Annotated in this window: 19 protein-coding genes and 1 pseudogene; 8 read left to right on the top strand and 12 right to left on the bottom strand. The window is 63.3% G+C overall.

Features of this window, described 5'->3' with window-relative positions:
- Positions 1–54: 54 nt before the first annotated feature.
- The gene (locus tag LD110_RS10195) at positions 55–870 is read right to left on the bottom strand and encodes an alpha/beta hydrolase (RefSeq protein WP_225498702.1); all 816 of its coding nucleotides are present in this window, start codon (positions 868–870) and stop codon (positions 55–57) included.
- Between the two features lie 203 nt (positions 871–1,073).
- Here LD110_RS10195 and LD110_RS10200 point away from each other — a divergent pair, with 203 nt between their 5' ends.
- From LD110_RS10200 to LD110_RS10215, 4 genes and pseudogenes are all read left to right on the top strand, one after another.
- Positions 1,074–1,712: an alpha/beta fold hydrolase gene (locus tag LD110_RS10200; RefSeq protein ID WP_225498703.1), complete on the top strand. Its 639-nt coding sequence runs from the start codon at positions 1,074–1,076 to the stop codon at positions 1,710–1,712.
- Between the two features lie 42 nt (positions 1,713–1,754).
- Complete coding sequence (locus tag LD110_RS10205) at positions 1,755–2,255, top strand: DinB family protein (protein WP_225498704.1); 501 nt, start codon at positions 1,755–1,757, stop codon at positions 2,253–2,255.
- 73 nt (positions 2,256–2,328) lie between these two features.
- Positions 2,329–3,435 carry a GTP pyrophosphokinase family protein gene (locus LD110_RS10210; RefSeq protein ID WP_225498705.1) on the top strand — a complete coding sequence of 369 codons (1,107 nt, stop codon included), beginning with the start codon at positions 2,329–2,331 and terminating at the stop codon, positions 3,433–3,435.
- A gap of 7 nt (positions 3,436–3,442) precedes the next feature.
- Positions 3,443–4,697 (top strand): annotated as a pseudogene (locus LD110_RS10215) (SulP family inorganic anion transporter); the annotation flags it as partial.
- Positions 4,698–4,747: 50 nt separating this feature from the next.
- Here the strand turns inward: LD110_RS10215 and LD110_RS10220 are convergent.
- From LD110_RS10220 to LD110_RS10235, 4 genes are all read right to left on the bottom strand, one after another.
- On the bottom strand, positions 4,748–6,514 hold the full coding sequence (locus tag LD110_RS10220; RefSeq protein ID WP_225498706.1) for a biotin carboxylase N-terminal domain-containing protein: 1,767 nt from the start codon (positions 6,512–6,514) through the stop codon (positions 4,748–4,750).
- A 107-nt stretch (positions 6,515–6,621) separates the two neighbouring features.
- A complete protein-coding gene (locus LD110_RS10225; protein WP_374200330.1) occupies positions 6,622–8,214 on the bottom strand; it encodes a 5-oxoprolinase/urea amidolyase family protein in 1,593 nt (530 codons plus the stop codon).
- Between the two features lie 135 nt (positions 8,215–8,349).
- Positions 8,350–9,693 carry an MFS transporter gene (locus tag LD110_RS10230; protein WP_225498708.1) on the bottom strand — a complete coding sequence of 448 codons (1,344 nt, stop codon included), beginning with the start codon at positions 9,691–9,693 and terminating at the stop codon, positions 8,350–8,352.
- A gap of 45 nt (positions 9,694–9,738) precedes the next feature.
- The gene (locus LD110_RS10235) at positions 9,739–10,497 is read right to left on the bottom strand and encodes a LamB/YcsF family protein (RefSeq protein ID WP_225498709.1); all 759 of its coding nucleotides are present in this window, start codon (positions 10,495–10,497) and stop codon (positions 9,739–9,741) included.
- A 107-nt stretch (positions 10,498–10,604) separates the two neighbouring features.
- Between LD110_RS10235 and LD110_RS10240 the strand changes: the two genes are divergently transcribed.
- On the top strand, positions 10,605–11,327 hold the full coding sequence (locus LD110_RS10240; RefSeq protein WP_225498710.1) for a GntR family transcriptional regulator: 723 nt from the start codon (positions 10,605–10,607) through the stop codon (positions 11,325–11,327).
- A 73-nt stretch (positions 11,328–11,400) separates the two neighbouring features.
- Here the strand turns inward: LD110_RS10240 and LD110_RS10245 are convergent, their stop codons facing one another.
- The 7 genes from LD110_RS10245 to LD110_RS10275 form a co-directional block, all read right to left on the bottom strand.
- Positions 11,401–12,366 (bottom strand): hypothetical protein, encoded by a 966-nt coding sequence (locus LD110_RS10245; RefSeq protein ID WP_225498711.1) that lies wholly within the window; start codon positions 12,364–12,366, stop codon positions 11,401–11,403.
- An 84-nt stretch (positions 12,367–12,450) separates the two neighbouring features.
- Positions 12,451–12,666, bottom strand: a complete 216-nt coding sequence (locus LD110_RS10250) for a hypothetical protein (protein ID WP_225498712.1) — start codon at positions 12,664–12,666, stop codon at positions 12,451–12,453.
- A 79-nt stretch (positions 12,667–12,745) separates the two neighbouring features.
- The gene (locus LD110_RS10255; protein ID WP_225498713.1) at positions 12,746–13,489 is read right to left on the bottom strand and encodes a substrate-binding domain-containing protein; all 744 of its coding nucleotides are present in this window, start codon (positions 13,487–13,489) and stop codon (positions 12,746–12,748) included.
- A gap of 31 nt (positions 13,490–13,520) precedes the next feature.
- Positions 13,521–14,570, bottom strand: a complete 1,050-nt coding sequence (locus tag LD110_RS10260; protein WP_225498714.1) for a sulfate/molybdate ABC transporter ATP-binding protein — start codon at positions 14,568–14,570, stop codon at positions 13,521–13,523.
- The gene (locus LD110_RS10265; protein WP_225498715.1) at positions 14,567–15,406 is read right to left on the bottom strand and encodes an ABC transporter permease; all 840 of its coding nucleotides are present in this window, start codon (positions 15,404–15,406) and stop codon (positions 14,567–14,569) included. Before LD110_RS10265 ends, LD110_RS10260 begins: the two co-directional genes overlap by 4 nt.
- Positions 15,407–16,237, bottom strand: coding sequence for a molybdate ABC transporter substrate-binding protein (gene modA / locus LD110_RS10270; RefSeq protein WP_374200331.1), 831 nt, complete (start codon positions 16,235–16,237; stop codon positions 15,407–15,409).
- Entirely contained in the window at positions 16,237–16,647 is a 411-nt protein-coding gene (locus tag LD110_RS10275; protein WP_225498716.1) for a molybdopterin-binding protein, read from the bottom strand. Before LD110_RS10275 ends, modA begins: the two co-directional genes overlap by 1 nt.
- Positions 16,648–16,699: 52 nt before the next feature.
- Here LD110_RS10275 and LD110_RS10280 point away from each other — a divergent pair, with 52 nt between their 5' ends.
- The 3 genes from LD110_RS10280 (at position 16,700) to LD110_RS10290 (ending at position 18,571) form a co-directional block, all read left to right on the top strand.
- Entirely contained in the window at positions 16,700–17,350 is a 651-nt protein-coding gene (locus LD110_RS10280; RefSeq protein ID WP_225498717.1) for a hypothetical protein, read from the top strand.
- Between the two features lie 44 nt (positions 17,351–17,394).
- Positions 17,395–17,802 (top strand): DUF5997 family protein, encoded by a 408-nt coding sequence (locus tag LD110_RS10285; RefSeq protein WP_225498718.1) that lies wholly within the window; start codon positions 17,395–17,397, stop codon positions 17,800–17,802.
- A 163-nt stretch (positions 17,803–17,965) separates the two neighbouring features.
- The gene (locus tag LD110_RS10290; protein ID WP_225498719.1) at positions 17,966–18,571 is read left to right on the top strand and encodes a hypothetical protein; all 606 of its coding nucleotides are present in this window, start codon (positions 17,966–17,968) and stop codon (positions 18,569–18,571) included.
- Positions 18,572–18,597: the final 26 nt, after the last annotated feature.

An 18,597-nucleotide genomic window follows, 5' to 3' on the forward strand; every position in this document is an offset into this window, starting at 1 on the left:
TCACCGGCTCGCGGCGACCCCTGAAGTCAGGTTCTTTTGCCCGCGGGACGCCCCCTAAGCGAGCAGGCTCAACACAATCTCCCGGCACTTTTTATAAGCCGTGGCGCGGGGGTCGATCAGGGCAAAATGGTCTCCGGGGACCTTGAGCAGATGGGCTTGGCCACCTTGTCGATTGGCCGTATGGACGAACGTCTCGGAGAGGCTCATCGGCACGTCCCGATCCTCAGTCCCGTGCACCACATATACCGGCACAGGCAGTGGCAGCAGGTTCATGGGGTCGGCGTACTTGTGCCGCTGCGGGTACCGCTCGGATGAGCCGCCCATGAGGTTGAAGACCGCACCGTTGCTTAGGTTGAGCTTCTCGGCCTGCGCCAGGCTGAGAACGCCCGACTGGCTCACGACGCCGGTTATCTGGACGGCCTTGCCGTCGTCGTTCCGGTGCATCTGCCGGTCGGCGTCGGCCGCACTGATTTGGGACAGCTTGGAACGGCCCGCCGCCCAAACAGCGAGGTGGCCACCGGCCGAATGCCCTAGCGCCACCACTTTGTCCAGATTGAGGTTGTGGTCCGGAGCCACTTCACGAAGATGGTCGATGCCAGCCAGGACGTCCTCAAAAGTCTGGGGCCAACCACCGCCATTGCCGGCGCGGCGATATTCGAGGTTCCAGGCGATCATGCCGTGCGCTGCCAAGTCCCTGGCGAGGGGTTCACCGAGCTCAGCGCCATATTGCGATCGCCAATACCCACCGTGAATTACGACGACGACACCCTGTGGGCGGGTAGCACGAGATCCGTTGGCGGCTGGTTCCGGGATGAACAGCTCGCCCCACTGGCTGGGATGGTCACCATAGAAATACTTATGCCGCTTCATTACGCCTCCTCCCTACCGAGCCTATACCGTGCCACCGACCGGTCCGGAGAAAGCGATGCCCAGTTGGCGTGGCCGGACTGCCGCTGTTGTGCAGATGTACCTCACGTCATCACGATGGTCACATGCCTGAAATTGGTGGTGTACCTGAAATTAAGAGCCTCGCTGTCGGTGAAGTGAGCCTATCGATGCGGTGGTGGCCTTGCTTGTCTGATCAGGTTTCATCTGATCCGGCATCGCCGCCCCTGCTGTTGCTGCACGCCACCGGAGAGACGGCAGCGGACTGGGATTTAGTGGCTTCCCGCCTGTGCAGCAAACGGACCGTAATCGCTGTCGATCTGCGCGGCCACGGAGCCAGCGACTGGCCAGGGGTATATTCCCTCGAGCTGATGGCCCGGGACATCCTAGGCTTGCTTGGCTCCTTGGAATTGGGTGAGGTTGATCTTGTGGGTCATTCGCTCGGTGGCCTGGTGGCCTGCCTAGTGGCAGCCAATGCGCCAGTTCGGCGGCTCGTCCTCGAGGACGTCGGAGTTCCCCATTCGCGCCCTCCTGCCACGCCGGCCCGGCCTGAAGGAGAACTGGACTTCGACTGGGCCGTCGTGGAACAGGTGCGTCCTGAAATCGACAGTCCGGACCCGTACTGGCCAACGCTGATGGGCAGTATCAAGGCAGCCACCCTGGTGATCGGCGGAGGCCCGGCGAGCCCCATCCCGCAGCAACACCTGGACGAGCTGGTGTCGATTATGCAGCGCGGCAGCCTGGTGACCATCGACGCCGGGCACCTGATCCACTCCGGCAGTCCGAACGAGTTCACCGCAGCGGTTCAGGCCTTTTTGGACAACTAGTACGGAGTTGGTCCAGGGGCGCACTGTCTATACTCGGGTTCCATGAGCAGCCTTCCCACCATGGATGCAGCCACCTTCACCGACGAGCTACGCGCCCAATTCGATGTGTTCCTCGATGAGCACCGAGCCGCCCTTCACGACTGCCTCGACGGGCTTACTGAGCAGGAGGCGCGGGCTTCGCTGGTTCCGTCCCGGACAACCCTCCTGGGCTTGGTGAAGCACGCAACCTTCGTTGAGAAAGTCTGGTTCGACGAAGCGATTACGTGCCGAACGCGAGAGGACATTGGCATTCCCGCCACGCCGGACGAGTCATTCGTCCTGGATGAAGGCGACACGATTGCCGGCATCCAGGCGGCCTACCGCCTGGCGTGCGAAGAATCTCGACGTCGGACCGCTCCCCTTGGGCTGTCCGACGTCGTGAAAGGAAACCGGCGCGGTCCGCTGCCCCTGAGGTGGGTCTACCTTCACATGCTCCGGGAGCTCGCCCAGCATTGCGGGCATGCCGACATCCTCCGCGAACAGGTGCTCGCCGCCCGGGCCTGAACCCCAACGCCCGGGATCCACAACCAATGCAGCCGTCCCGGCTTCTGTCAGTGCCCCGCCGTAAGCTGGATTCATGGCTAGTAACTGGGACAGCTTGGACCCCGAACTGCGCGAATCCGTGCAGGCGAATGTGGATCTCTACGAGCGCGTCAGGCCAGCCCTAAAGCTCGTGACCCGGGATGTACTGCTGACCCTCCGGGACATGCTGAAGGACACTGACACCGTCCCGCTCTTCGTGACCGGCCGGACAAAAACGGTGGAGTCGTTCCGGGAGAAGATCTCGCGGACCGAAGAACCCCTTGAGCCGGGCGGGCCGCGGGTCCTCAAGTTCCCGGACCCCTTCCGCACGCTCAATGACATGGTGGGCGTGCGCGTTATCACCAAGCTTCCGGCGGAGAATGCCGCCGTCGCGAACCTGATCAAGCGCCAAAGGCAATTGTTCGACTGCCGCGGCGACCGGGAAAAGGACATCGGCTCCATCGAGTCCGGCACGTACGGTTACTCCAGCCGCCACCTAATCCTGCGAACCATCCAGAATGAGACCGTCAAGGAATACCAAAAGGTCTTCAATCCGGAACTCCCCGCAAATGGGAGCTACTTCTTCGAATGCCAAATCCGCACGGTGTTCGCCCACGCCTGGAGCGAGATTGAGCACGACATCCGCTTTAAGGCCAAGGACCCCCGCGCTTGGACCCCGCACTTCGACAGGCAATTCACCGCGACGGCCGCCATGCTCGAAACGGTGGAGGGCGCCTTTGCGGACCTGCACGAGCGTTATGAGGAAGTCCGCAGCTATTGGGACACCGAGGGCGAGGGAGCCACGCCACTCACGCCAAACCGCATCCGCGACGTTTGGCGAACGCTCCTCCCCCACGTAGACCGTAAAGTTGATGATGACTGGGGCTGGGCGGCTGAACTCCTCGCTGCACACGGACTCAAGCAAACAGTCGAACTTGCTGCCCTGCTGAGCGCCAATCGGATCACGGAGGTCCGCCAGGCGCTGGACCACCGTTACTCACCCGGGCCAGACCGTCTCTTGGACGACCTTTTGCTCTGGCAGTACGGCACCGCCCACATCGACCTCACCGCCGAGGCCCCCGACGTCGTTCCGCACCCGCGGCGCGACAGCCTCCAGCGCCGTTTGAAGCAGATCGAGCGGTACCTCCAGACGAATGCATAAAGGAACCGTGACGCCCGAGCAGCTGCAGTCAGTCCGCAACACCCTGCGATCACCGCGGCGGCTCAAGACAGAGGTTCTGGGCGCCCTTGTGGTGGCTCTGGCCCTCATCCCGGAAGCCATCGCGTTCTCCGTGATCGCCGGCGTCGATCCCCGAATCGGCCTGTTCGCCTCCTTCACCATGGGCATCGTCACTGCCTTGGTTGGCGGGCGCCCAGCCATGATCTCCGCAGCCACTGGCGCGGTGGCGCTGGTTATCGCTCCGGTCATGCGGGACCACGGCCTCGACTACCTAATCGCCACCATCATCCTGGCCGGTGTCTTCCAGATCCTGCTGGCCGCCCTGGGCGTCGCCCGGCTGATGCGGTTCATTCCACGCTCCGTTATGGTCGGCTTCGTTAACGCCCTTGCCATCCTGGTGTTTATGGCGCAGTTGCCGGAACTCATCGGCGTTCCGTGGCTGGTTTATGCCCTCACCGCGATGGGCTTGGTTATCGTCGTCGGCCTCCCCAAATTCACGACGGCGGTGCCGGCGCCGCTTGTGGCGATCATCGCCGTCACCATGGTGAGCAGCATTGCAGGCCTGGACGTGCCGACCGTCAGCGACAAGGGCGATCTGCCGAACAGCCTCCCCGGTGTCTTCCTTCCCCAAGTTCCCCTCACCTGGGAAACGTTCCAGATCATTGCCCCGTTCGCACTGTCCATGGCCCTCGTCGGATTGTTGGAATCGCTGATGACGGCCAAGCTCGTGGACGACATCACGGACACGCGCTCCAACAAGACGAGGGTTTCCGTGGGCCAGGGAACCGCCAATAGTGTCACCGGTTTCCTAGGCGGGCTCGGCGGATGCGCCGTCATTGGCCAAACAATGATCAACGTCAAGGGCTCAGGCGCGAGGACAAGGCTTTCGACTTTCCTTGCCGGGGCCTTCCTGCTGGTACTGGTTGTGGTGCTCGGTGACATTGTGGGCAAGATCCCCATGGCGGTACTGGTGGCGGTCATGATCTACGTCTCCTGCATCACCTTCGAATGGCACTCGATCTCACCCGCCACGTTGCGCCGGATGCCTAAGTCGGAGACGGCAGTTATGCTGGCCACCGTCGCTGTTGTGGTCGCGACGCACAATCTGGCCATCGGCGTCGGGATAGGCGTGCTCACGGCGATGGTTCTGTTCGCACGGCGCTGTGGCCCACTTCGCCACGGTGGACCGAACGGAACTGGAACTGAACGGCCAGACCGTGGCGACGTACCGTGTGGACGGCGATTGGAGTGTGCGTGCAGATCGCTCTACTGACGCAGGCTGCCGCACCGATGCTCAGGCAATCCGCGCCAACACAGCCCCCACGGTTACTATGCCGCCTGGACCGTGAGTGATGTCTTCAAGAGTCCCGGAGCGGTGCGCCGACACCTGGGTTTCCATCTTCATGGCCTCCAGAACCACCACAGGATCACCTTCCGCAACCTCGGCGCCCGGCTCCACCAGCCACTTGACCACGGTTCCGGACATCTGGGAGCGCAGTTCGGCGTCGTCCGCGCCGGTGGTACCAGGAGCGCTGCCGCCGTCGTCGAGTCTTCCAAGGCCGACGCCGGCAGGCAGCGCCGCGGCGCCACTCACCCAGGCGTCCAGCAAGGCTGCCGGAAGTCCGACCGCGAGCCGCTTGCCGTCGACGTCGACGCTAATGGTGCGCCGGGCGCCGTCGGGGGCGGTGTGGCTGTAGGCCGGGTCGGCCGGAATGTTGGCAGCGAAGTCCGTCTCGATCCAACGCGTGTGGACGGCCAATGCGGATTCTGAGGTGAAGTCCGCGGCGTTCAGCACCGCTCGGTGGAACGGCAGGACGGTGGCAACGCCCGCTATTTCCATCTCAGCAAGGGCCCGGCGGGCGCGCCGAAGGGCCTGTTGACGGTTGGCCCCTGCGACGATCAGTTTGGCAACGAGTGAATCGAACTGCGGCGGGACCAGGGAACCGGAGCGCACGCCGGTGTCCAGGCGGATGCCAGGGCCGGTGGGTCCGGCAAAAGCAGTGACCGTGCCCGGTGACGGCAAGAAACCGCGGCCAACGTCTTCTGCGTTGAGGCGGAACTCAAAGGCGTGGCTGCGCGGTTTCGGGTCATCCAGAACGCTGAGCGGGCGGCCGGCAGCAATGCGGAACTGTTCCTGGACCAGGTCGATCCCAGTAGTTTCCTCGGTGACAGGGTGCTCCACCTGAAGCCGGGTGTTGACCTCGAGGAACGCCACTGCGCCGTCCGCGGACACCAGAAATTCAACAGTCCCGGCGCCAACGTAACCGGCCTCGCGGCAAATATCCTTGGCTGCCTGGTAGATCCTGGCGGTTTGGTCCGCATTGAGGAAGGGTGCAGGCGCCTCCTCAACCAACTTTTGGTGGCGACGCTGAAGGGAACAGTCGCGGGTTCCAACAACAACCACGTTGCCATGGGTGTCGGCCAAAACCTGAGCCTCCACATGCCGGGGCCGGTCCAGGTACTGCTCCACGAAACACTCGCCACGACCGAAGGCCACCACAGCCTCGCGAACCGCGGAATCAAAAGCTTCTTCCACTTCGTCGAGGCGCCGGACCACTTTCAATCCCCTACCGCCACCGCCAAACGCTGCCTTGATGGCAATGGGCAGGCCGTGCTCCTCTGCGAAGGCGCGGGCATCGGCCGCCGAAGCCACGGGTCCGTCAGAGCCAGCGACTAGCGGAGCACCCGCACGGACTGCGATTTCACGGGCAGTAATTTTGTTGCCCAACTGACGGATGGTCTCCGGGGAAGGCCCGATCCAGGCGAGTCCGGCGTCCAAGACTGCCTGGGCAAAGTCGGCGTTCTCCGAAAGGAATCCGTAGCCCGGGTGGACCGCGTCGGCTCCGGATTCACTGGCGACGCGGAGCAGCTTTTCGATGTTCAGGTAGGTATCGGCTGGACTGTTGCCGCCCAGGGCGTATGCCTCGTCTGCGACTAAGACGTGCAGTGCGTCGGCGTCGATGTCTGCATAAACGGCCACCGAGGCGAGCTGGGCGTCGTCGCAGGCGCGGGCGACGCGGACGGCGATTTCACCGCGGTTGGCAATGAGGACCTTGCGCATTGAGTTACTGGCTTTCTTCGAGGAGGCGGGGAGTTGGGCGCGGCAGGAGGACCAGGCGTGGCTGGAGGCGCCAGGCCGGTTGGATGCGGATTGGGATCGGAGACGGCTTAGGAGCCGGGAAGGGACACAGCGCGGAAGCGAATGCGTCCGCCGATTGGCACTTGTGCAGCCAGGTCCAGATGTTCATCCACAAGCACACCGATCACCGGGTAACCGCCGGTAATCGGATGGTCGGCCAGGAATAGCACTGGCAGGCCGGCGGGCGGCATCTGGATGGCTCCGGCCACCGTGCCCTCGCTGGGCAGTTCGCCGTCACGACTCCGTTTGAGAGGCGTTCCGTCGAGGCGCATGCCAACCCGGTTGGACTGCGGGGTGACAAGCCAGTCCTGCGAGCACAAGGATTCGAGCGCGGCTTCGTCGAACCAGTCAGCCCTGGGGCCGGGGATGAAATCCAACACTGTCACGCCGGTGTCCGGGTATTCCGGCTGGATCTCCGGACTGCCCACCACGTTGGACACGGTGGCCACGCCAGCGGGGAGAATCTGTCCCTTCGCCAACGGTGCGGGGCCAATTCCGGACATGGTGTCAGTTGAGCGGCTTCCCAGCGGAGCAGCGACAGCGACGCCACCGCGGATTCCGAGGTAGTTGCGAAACCCGCTCTGCGGAGGACCCAGCTCCAAAGTCTCGCCGTCCAGCAGCGCAAATGGCGTTGCCATCGCGACAGTTCGAGCCCCTACGTTCGGTCCGGCGTGCGGGGCATGTTCCGCACTGGAGGCTCCCGACGCCGGCAGGATGGTGAGTTCCGACGTCGCACCCGTGACGGCCAGGACCTGGTCGCCAACGGCCTGAACGCGCAGGCCACCTGCCACTATTTCGACGGCGGCGGCGCCGGCGGCGTTCCCCACCAGACGGTTGGCGCGGCGCAGGGATCCACGATCAAGGGCTCCCGCGGCCGAAACACCCAGCGCGGCGTAGCCGCGGCGGCCGAGGTCCTGGATCAGGCTCTGCAAGCCGGGGGACACGACCCGCAGCCCGGCAGCCAAGACGTTCCCCTCACCCACTGAACGCTCGACGGTGGTGCCGCCCTCCGCCGTCGGATCGCCCCCAGCGGCCGCAGCGGAACCGGAGCCCAGTGTCACCAGTTCCCGAACCGCCCGGTATTGGACGCGGTCGCCCGGGCGTGCCAACGCAGGCTGCGGCCGGTCGAGGTCCCACATCCCCGCGGCTGTTCGGCCTATGAGCTGCCAACCGCCTGGCGACTGCCGCGGGTAAACCGCCGAGTAGTTGCCAGCCAGGGCCACCGATCCGGCGGGAACCGCGGTTCGCGGGGAACTGCGCCGGGGCACCTCCAAGCGGGTGTTCTCCCCCACCATGTAGCCGAACCCGGGAGCGAATCCGGCGAAGGCCACGGTCCACGTTTGCCCGGTGTGTGCGGCCACCACGCCATCCTCGCTGAGACCGGTCAGCCGGGCCACTTCGGCGAGGTCCTCGCCGTCGTACACGGTGTCAATCACCACGAGACCGCCTTCCGCCTGATGCGCCGACGCTAGATCCAATCCCGGAAAGTCTGCGGCAATACGTCGGGCATCGGCGGGTGACTCGGCGGTGACCAGTACGGTCTTGGCGGCTGCCAGGACGTCCACCTGGCCTGGAAGCGGATTTTCGAGCAGGAGGGCCTGCAGGGCCAGGACCTCCTGCATTCCCGGCAACTCGGCCAGGACGGCCCGGCTGCCAACCGGCCTTACGGACACGGCACCTGCAGGACGGTGATTGACCGGTTCGGCGGCGGCCGAGGTGATGGATGGGGACACGTCGAGCACAGTCATGACTCCCGTTTAGGCGTGTGCGTCCTGCAGGAGGGCTACTTCTTCCTCCGGCTTGGGGTCGCGGCCCAGCAGCATGCCAATGACGGTCACAACGGCTGCGGCCAACAGGTAGACCGCGATCAGATACCAGTTGCCCGTGGCGCCGTAGAGTGCAGTGAAGATCAGCGGTGCCACTGCGCCGCCCACCACACCAGCCAAGGTGTAGGCCAGGGAACTGCCTGCGTAGCGGAGACGGGCCGGGAACTGCTCCGTGATGAAGGCTGCCTGCGGGCCGTACATAAAGGCGTGGAACGCCAGCCCAACCACCACGCCGATGGTCAGCAGGACCACGGAGCGGCTCTGGATCATCAGGAAGAAGAGCGGGATCCAGATGGCGGTACCCACCGCGGCCACGCCGTAGACCAAACGGCGGTTGAAACGGTCAGTCAGGGCACCGGCTGCCGGAATAAGGAACAGCTGGAAGGCCGAGCCAATAAGAATGGCCGCCAGGACGTTCCCCGTGGTCATGCCGAGTTCCTTAGTGGCATAAACGGCCACGAACACGGTGAACAGGGCGTAGAGGACGTCAGGGCAAACGCGCGACAGGGCGGCGGCCACCAGCGCTCGGGGCTGCATGGTGAATACCTCGGCGATAGGTGCCTTGGGGCGTTCGCCGTGCGCCTGGATGGCCTTGAAGACAGGCGTTTCTTCGAGCTTCAGGCGGATCAGGAGGCCGAACACCACCAGAATGGCGGAGGACAGGAACGCGACGCGCCAGCCCCAGGCGAGGAAGGCCTCGTTGCTGAGTGCGCCTGCCAGGACGGCCAGGGCGCCGTTAGCCAGGAGGTTGCCGGCCGGTGGGCCGATCTGTGCAGCTGAGGACCAAAGCCCGCGCTTGGTGGGGTCGCCGAATTCGCTGGACAGCAGCACCGCGCCGCCCCACTCGCCGCCCACACCGATGCCTTGGGCCAGACGCAGCAGGACCAGGATCAGCGGGGCAGCGGCACCGATGCTGACATAGTCAGGCAACACACCAATCAGGACCGTTGCCACACCAATGAGCAGGAGGGTGGTCACCAGGACGTTCTTGCGGCCGATTCGGTCACCAAGCCGGCCAAAGATCACGCCGCCGATGGGCCGGGCAAGATAGCCCACAGCAAAGGCGGAGAAGGAAAGAAGGAGTCCGACGAACTCGTCGCTGGACGGGAAGAAGATCTTGGGGAAGACGACTGCGGACGCCACTGAATAGATGGCGAAGTCGTAGTACTCAAGGGACGTGCCTGTGAGGCTGGCGATATAGGCCTTCACGGCGCCGGTCTGGGGCCTGCCGGCAGCGGACGGCGTTGTCCTATTGGCCGGTGCGGATGCGGACATTTTGTTCCTCCGATAGTTGGGGTTAGAGGCTGGCTTTGGGTGCGATCAGGCAAACGGCTTGATGCCGATTCCTGTTTTTTCCAGTGCGGTCCGGACGGCGGCAGCCATGGCCACGGCCCCCGGTGAGTCGCCGTGCACGCAGATACTTTCAGCGTGCAGCGGCAGGACGGTGCCGTCGATAGCGCGCACCGTAGATTCGGTGGCCATGCGCAGCACGTGCTCGACGACGGCATCCGTGTGGTGGAGCACGGCTCCGGCCTGGGAGCGCGACACCAGCGTGCCGTCGGGGTTGTAAGCGCGGTCCGCGAAGGCTTCCTGGACGGGCCGCAGGCCTGCGGCCTCTGCCAGCCTGAGCACTTCCGAGCCGGGGAGCCCCAGGATCGCGAGCGACGGGTCAACTGACTTGACGGCGTCGACGACCGCCTGGGCCTGGGCGGTGTGGTGGACGATTGCGTTGTAAAGGCCGCCGTGCGGCTTCACGTATCGCACGCTGGCGCCGACGGTTGCGGCCAGTGCCTGCAGGGCTCCGATTTGGTAGACGACGTCGTCGGCCAGTTCCGTGGGACTGACGTCCAGGAACCGGCGACCAAAGCCGGCCAGATCGCGGTAGCCGACGTGGGCCCCAATTACGACGCCGGCTTCCGCGGCCAGGCGGCTCGTGTTGCGGATAACGCTGGGGTCACCGGCGTGAAAACCGCAGGCCACATTGGCGCTGGAGACGGAGCGGAACATCGCGGCGTCGTCGCCGAGCGTCCAGCGTCCGAACGACTCTCCGACGTCGCTGTTCAGGTCGATGCTTGCCATTTGTGATCCTCATCTCATTGAAGTCCTTGTTCTAGGATGCATCAATTCTCCAGATTGTTCAACGATTCAGCATTTCAACAATGGGTCGATCGTGTAAATTCATTGGTATGGCCAGTTCTGACGCGGGTGTACGCGCTGTTGCGGGGAGTTTCGGCGAAGCGGCTGCATCTCCCGCCGCCTCTGCTGCACGGTTCCGGGTCGCAGTGCCGTCCGTTGCCTCACGTGTGGCCGCCGAGCTGAGGTATCAACTGGCGGAAGGCACTCTCTTGCCTGGGGAGAAACTGACTGAGGCCACCATTGCCGAAGAACTGGGCGTTTCCAGGAATACGGTCCGGGAGGCCTTCGCGGAACTCGCCAGCGAACGGCTGGTGGTCCGTCACCCGAACCGCGGAGTGTTCATTGCGAGCCTGGGTGCAGGCGATATCCATGACGTGTACACCGTGCGCCGCGCCATCGAGGTCAGCTCCATTCGCAACGGCGGAAGCCCTGAGCGCATTGCGGCTGTGCGTGCCGCTGTCGAAGAGGGCCGGAAGGCTGCCGAAGCCGGGGACAACGAGGGGCTGGGCAGCGCCAACCAGCACTTCCACCGCGCGATTGTGGGCTTGGCCGAGAGCCACCGCCTGGACATGATCATGGCCCAGGTGCTCGCCGAAATGCGGCTGTTCTTCCACAAAGCCACGGTGGATGCGAAGTTCTACTCCGGCTGGCTCGAGGAAAACGACCGCATCTGCACCGCCTTGGAGGCTGGCCGCACGGAAGAGGCCGGGGAGCTCCTTTTGGCCTACCTGAACGCTTCTGAAGAAAAGCAGCGGTCAGTCCACGGGGAGTAGCAGCTGACTGCCCTGTAATTGATCCAGCGGCTATTGCGACGTACCGGGGCTGCAACCCGCACGATCTGCTGGATTAGTCAGGGATCTGGCTCGCTCCCGGACCAATCCACCTCACATGCTCAGCCGCGAGGACGTCGTGAACCTGCGGGCTGCCCTGGACCCACGCGCCCTGCCGGACGAAGACCACCCGATCCGTTCCCTGCAGCTTTGAGAAAATGAAGCCGCTGAGCAGGGAAACGTCATTTAGCACGCGTTCGTAAAAGCCAGGGCCGTAATGCAAATCTGGATCGTACCGGAATTCTGCACTTTCAAGGACCTCGCCATTCTTTTCAGGGTCCCCGAACAATTCACTGAGCGTAGGGCGGATGCCGCCATGACTGAGGAACTTGTTCCGAACTTCCTTCAACTTGTAGATCAAGTCAACTGTCTCCGCGCGCAGAATTCTGCGGGTTTTAAGGGCATCTTTGACCCTCTTGGAAAGGATGAGCTTATACACCAGGACGTTGTTTGCCGCCTCCGGATTCAGTGCCTCGGTCCAGGCCAAGTGTTTGATGTACAGCTCAATGACCCGGAAGAACTCGATGATGGCACTTTCCGGATCAGTGACGTGCGCCAGGCCCCGGGACAGCGTGAAGCAGGCCTGAATTTGGTAGGGATCGTTGGCGTTCTCCAGCTGGCGAATCGTGGCTGAGACGTCCTCCGGATAGCTGGGCTCGTCATATTCTTCCTGCGACGGGCGCGAGGAAAAACCTTCCAAACCGTCACCGGCACGTTCAATCAGGCCCACTCCCTCATAAATGCCGAGCAGGGCTAAGACAATTGAGAACTTCTTGAAAGCATCCTTCTGGCTGAGCGGCCGCGACGTTCGAAGAATAACCGACCTTCCACCGTCCCCCAATTCCAGTCCGTAGCGCTGCAGAACTTCGCTGAAGTCAGGCGATGGCATGAATGGAAATGCGTGTTCAAAACTCTTCGGCGGCGGGTCAGATGACGGAGGTTGATTCAACCCGAATACTTGAGGGCCACCAGGAGATTCCATAACCCAATTCTGCCCAGCTAACTCGCATTGAACACGGTGGCTGAGGGACCGGAAGTAGCGTGGTGCCCGCAGCCACCGTGACAGCTATTGCGGCGTTTTATGGCGCAAGGTCACGCAGAAAGTCGTCGCGCCGAGCATGGCGATGATGAGTCCGATGGCTGCATTGCCCCAAGGCAGGCTGGCAATTCCCACTGCGAACAGCATCACCGCCACAAGCCGGACTAGGTCCTTGCTCCTTCGACTCTCTCTTTCTTCGGCTGACGTTAGCCCGAGAATCTCATGCCACTTGCTTTGCGCCATCACACACCAATTCCACGAGACCCGAGGACGTTCCTCACGATGCTACCGACCATACCGGCAACACCTCCCAAAGTCGTCTCTAACGCCGCCCCTTCTTACGGGATCCGCGGCCACGGCCCTTGTCTGGGTTGGGCGCGTACCGCTGCGGCACGGAGGATTTGCCGGACTTTTTAGCGCCCGATTTTGCCTGAGCTGGATTGCCCTGCCCGGACTTCTTTGTAGAGCCCGCTGCCTTGGCTGCTTGCGAGGGCTGGCGGGAACTTCTTGCCGTGCGGCCACGGACGATTCCGATGAATTCCTCGATAACGTGGTCGGTGGCGTCCTGTAGCCAAGCGACGCCGATCTGCGTTGGTTCCGCACCGAGAAGCCGCCGAGCCACAGTGTCCTTGTTATTGAGGTGCCTGGCCACAGGCATGGGGAGCACCACCAAACCAGCTCCCGAAGCCGCAACTTGGAGGGCCATATCAGCACCGCCCATCTCGGCGACATCCAGGAAGGTCTCCTCAGCCAAATCAGCCAGGTCCACTTCCTCGAACACAGTGATCTCGTGGCCTTTAGCAGCCGCCACCGCAGGCTGCTCCTCGTAAAGCGGAATGACGTGCAAGCCCTCACGTTCCACGGGAAACCGTACAAAGCTGATGTCCGCCGAACCGTCGAGCAAAACATCCAGCTGCTCCGCCTCGTCGGTCAATGTCGCTTCGAGGGGGACGCCTGGCATGCGCTCTTCCCACCGCCTGATCCACTTCCCGGGCGTGACACCAGGGACATACGCAACGCGAAGGACAGCGCGGGAAGGGGATTCGTTGGATTCTGGCTCAGGCACAGCTTCACCCTACAGTTACGTCGGCAGCCAGTCAGGCCGGATATACAGCCACCGAGGCCGACTTCACCACAAAGAACGCCCTCAGCCCGGGCTCCAGGGCCAGGTCTGCAACCGCCGCGGGCGTTACGTCGGCCATAAAGCCGCCCGCTCGCACACGGATCTGGTCGCCATGGGGTTCAAGGTGGTGAATAACCGCAGGAAAAACGTTGCGAGGACTACCGTGCGGCGCTTCAAGGAAGATGGACACGGCCGACGGCGGAAACACTGCCACGCCAGCCTGGCCCGGCACCGCCTCGGGATCCAGATGCCCGGCAACGTGCAAGCCATCCGCACCTCGGAGCCCATCCGAAACCACAACGCCCGTATGGAGGTTCAGCCCCGCCAGCCCGGCGGCAAAGTGACTGCGCGGCTGTTCCAGCACCTGACGCGTTGGCCCCACCTCCGCAATCCGACCTTCCTCTAGGACCACCACTCGGTCCGCCAGGGTCAGTGCATCAACCACACCGTGCGTAATGATCAGCGCGCGGCGCCCGGCCAGAACCCGCTTAAAGAGGCTCCTCAGCATCGGCGCGGCATGGACGTCCAGGGCGGCCATAGGCTCGTCCAGCAACAACAGTTCCGGATCAGCTGCCAGGGCACGCGCCACCGCCACGCGCTGCGCCTGCCCACCCGAGAGTTCCGCCGGGCGCCGTTCAGCAAGTTCGACGGCGCCAACCTCGCCCAACCAGTGCAGCGCCGCATCGCGGGATGACTTCCGTGAATTCCCCGCCGAGCGCGGACCAAACGCAACGTTGTCCACAACACTCAGGTGTGGAAACAGCAGGGCCTCCTGCGCCAGCAATGCTGTTCCCCGGCGATGCGGCGGCCTCCAATCCGAACTGCCAGAGCCGACGTCGAACAGCACCTTCCCGTCCAAGACTGCCCTGCCGGCGTCGGGCCTTAACAGCCCGGCAATCAGGGAAAGTAGCGTCGATTTTCCGGCCCCGTTGGGGCCCAATATCGCCACCGTCTCGCCTGGCGCCAGCTCTAATGAGACGTCAAAGGCCCGCTCCTCGAGGCGGGCTGAAAACTCGAAGCTCACGCCGCCAACGCCCCGTCCCGACGGCCAGAACCAATCCCGGAACGGATACTAAGCCCAATAACCGCAACGGCAACCGCCACCAGCACTAATGACAAGGCAACGGCCGCATCAGCATCGGTCTCCCGTTGCAAATAAATCTCCAGTGGAAGTGTCCGCGTGACCCCCTGCAGGCTTCCGGCGAAAGTTAGCGTAGCCCCAAACTCTCCGAGGCTCCGGGCGAAGGAAAGCACAGCCCCAGAGGCAAGCCCGGGCAGGACAAGCGGAAGGGTGACCCGTCGCAACACCGTCGATGGCCGCGCGCCAAGGGTAGCCGCGACCGCCTCATAGCGGTGTCCTGCGGTGCGGACGGCACCCTCCAAGCTGACCACCAGAAACGGCAGCGCCACAAAGGTCTGCGCCAGGACCACGGCGGTGGTGGAGAACGCGATCTGAATTCCGGCGAACTCGAGGTAGCGGCCCAGCAGCCCTTGCCGGCCAAAGGTGTAGAGCAGCGCAATACCACCCACGACAGGTGGCAGCACCAACGGCAAAAGCGCCAAAGACCGGAGCAGGCGCTGGCCCGGGAACTCGGATCTCGCCAAGACAAGCGCCATCGGCACCCCGAGCACAACGCACAACACGGTGCTGGCCGCCGATGTCCGGATACTCAACCAAAGCGCATCCAGTGACGCCTCGGAGGTGATCAGGGGAAGGAACTGCGCCCAATTGACCCTCGCCACCATCGCCGCGAGCGGGAGCAGCACAAAAGCCGCACCCACCGCTGCGATGACGAACACCCACGCGGGAATGCCGCTGTAGCCGGTCCGCGACCTTCCGGCCGTATGAACAACAACCATCTACGGAACCCCGAAGCCTGCGGACTGCAGCACCTGCCGGCCTTCGCTGCCGGTCACCATGGCGATGAATGCCTTTGCCGCATCCTTGTTCTTGCTCGCACGCAGGGCCACGATCGGATACGTGTTTACGGCGTTCGAGGACTCCGGGAAGGCGATACCCTTCACCTTGTCCCCGGCACTCTTCACGTCGGTGACATACACCAGCCCGGCGTCGGCTTCCCCTGAACTGACTTTGCCTAGGACGTCCGTCACCGACGATTCTTCGCTGACGGGTGCCAGCGTTGTGCCGGTGGATTTTGCGACTGACTGGGTGGCCGCTCCGCATGGCACCTTGGGCGCGCAGACCACCAGCCGGACGCCCGGCTTTGCAAGGTCCCTGAAGCCGGAGACGCCGGCGGTATTGCTCGGCGGAACGGCGATGGTCAGGACGTTGGTGGCAAAGTTGACCGGCTGGCCTTCCGCGAGGGAGGCGTCGGTCAGTTTCTTCATATTGGTGGTGTCCGCGGATGCGAAGACGTCGGCCGGCGCGCCCTGCGTCAGCTGCGTCACCAGGTCCGAGGATCCGGCAAAGCTCAGCTTGACCTTGGTCCCCGGATTCGCTGCCTCAAACTTCGAAGCAATTTCAGTGAAGCTCGCCTTCAGCGACGCCGCGGCAAAAACTGTGACGGTACCGGATAGCTGGCCTGTTGAGGACCCCGACGCCGTACCTGAGCTTTGGGCACCGGCGCAGCCGGCAAGTGCCGCCGTCGTTATGGCCAAAACACCGACGACGGCAGACAGCCGGGCGGCGCGAAAGGGCCGACGGGCGGCCGGCTTGCGACTAGCAAAAATCACAGGAGACTCTTCCCTTGAGGCGTTTCGACGATCACAGTGGTCGCCTTGACCACGGCAGTAGCGACAGATCCTGGCTCAAGGCCAAGTTCACGCACGGCCTCGCTGCTCATCAGTGACACCACGCGGAAAGGGCCGCATTGGAGTTCCACCTGCGCCATGACCTTATCCATGGTGATGTCCGTAACCAGCCCAACAAAGCGATTGCGGGCCGAACGGCCGATGCGCGTGGGGTCGTCGGGCAACTGCGCCTGGTCCCGGGCAAGTGTTGCCAGCTCCAAGCCATCAACGGCCAACCTGCCGGACTTATCCTTGTGCGGCGTGAGCTGACCATTCTCGGTCCAGCGACGGACAGTATCGTCGCTCACGCCCAGGAAACGGGCTGCCTCTGAAATGCGAATGAAGAGCATGAGGCAAGTTTAGAACCGTATCTGCGGAGAATCACACCCAGGACTTCCGCAGATGCGTCATGACGGCAGCACCCACCACTTGTCGAGGACCAACCGCTGGACGACGACCGCCGGAATCTATAGGGTGCATCTCACTATTACTGGGGGATACATGAATTCAAACTGGCGCAGGACCTTTCTCGCGGTGCTCACTACTCTGTGCCTGCTGGCCGCAACTGCGTGTGCCTCTACCGTCCCCAAGGGGTACCCCGGCAAACAGAAAGTCACGGTGCAGGATCGGATTCTCAGCCGACAGGGTGATGCGTGGGACGACCCAGCCATCGGTGAAGGGTGGACGACTTCCCCGGCCTTTCTGGTCACTTCTCCGGAGCAGACGAAGGCTGCCCAGGCGCTCCACAAGGCGTCGCAGCGTTTGTCCCATGTAACGGATTCAGGTGTTGAACTGCAGTCGGGATCAACATCTGATCTGTACACGCCGGATTACATATCCCCGGTCTTCATAACGGACAAGGGACCGTTCATCTATACCGATACCGACGGCGAACTCACGCGGGCCATGGGCGTAAAGATGGTGGAAATCATCGTTGAGGAACTTGTGGCGGCGAATATCACCGCCGAGCTTTCGGCGCCTCCAAGGAGCTGGAAACCTTCACTGGACAAGGAATTCTCGCCTTCTGCATCATCAGCGGCGGCACAAACGTAAGCAGCCGTCGGCCTTCAACAATCCCTAGCGGCTAGGCTTGATCCATGACGTCCGCGAACTCCCAGCACATGAAGCCGGCTACGGCTGCCAAGAAACTCGGCATTTACCTGCCTGCCACTCCGCAGGAGTTCCAAGACAACGCACTGTCACGCGAGGAATTCGCTGAACTGCAGGCCAACCCGCCGGAGTGGCTGGTGGAACTGCGCCGGAACGGCCCTCACCCGCGGCCCGTTGTGGCACAGAAGTTGAACATCTCCATCGGCGGCCTCGCCAGGGGCGGAGTGACGGAAGCACTCACGACGGCGGAAATCACCGCACTGCTGCAGGCACCGCCGCAGTGGCTGGTCGTCGAACGCGCAACGCACGCCGCCGTCCGCAGCGAGGCCCAGCGGGTCAAGGATGCCAAGCGTGCCAAGGAAGCCGCTGAAGAAAAGGCTGCCAAAAAGGGTTAGCAGCCTCGTTACCACACGAGCGATGCGCCGCCGTCATTGACCACGGTGCGGCAAGAAATTAGCCCCTCGCGCGGACCCGACGCCCGGCGCATACTGAAATTGGAAGCGGTTCTTCGCGTCTCAGCACGCAGGTGCCGCCAATTCAGTGCGCCGGAGGTTCCCGATGCCCGCTGTGGCACAAGCTGCGCAATCCGGGATCCAGCTGTCCGCCGGACAGTTGGTGTTCTGGTGTGCCGTGCTGATCGCAGCAGTGACGTTCACAGTGTTTGCGCTGAGGCGCCGGTTAGTTTCCCAGCCAGTGGACAATGAAGCCGCAGAAGAACCGGATCCCCTGTTCTGGGACGCCTTCGGCGGCGCAGTGGTGATTTTTCCAGCGCTGGTGATCCCCTCGCTGGCGTCCCCTCTCGCCGGCCTATTCCTGCTTTTGCTCAGCGCAGCCACTGCGATCGGGACGCTTCTTGCTGGCAACAGCCTCGATGCCAGGCATTCCCGCCAGCCGTGGCGCCAGCCGGGATATAGCGGCGCCGATGTGCAGCATCGGGAACTAGTCGCCCGCTGGAGTCGGTACGAAATCGACCCCGGCCAGACCATCCTCTATCCAGCAATGATCGACGTTCGGGTGCCGGAGACGGCCCAACTCATCCGCGCCCTTCATGAGGCGGAACGGAGCCGGTCAGCTGTCGACGCCGACTATCCTGCCGCCGTCGAACGCTTAAGCCATGCGCTCCGGCAAGCCGAACGCGCGGCCGGCGTCCCAGAAAAGTTGTAACGGCGTCCCTAACCCGCCCTTTTGTC

It is taken from the genome of Arthrobacter sp. M4, from assembly GCF_020251205.1.
GTDB lineage: Bacteria > Actinomycetota > Actinomycetes > Actinomycetales > Micrococcaceae > Arthrobacter.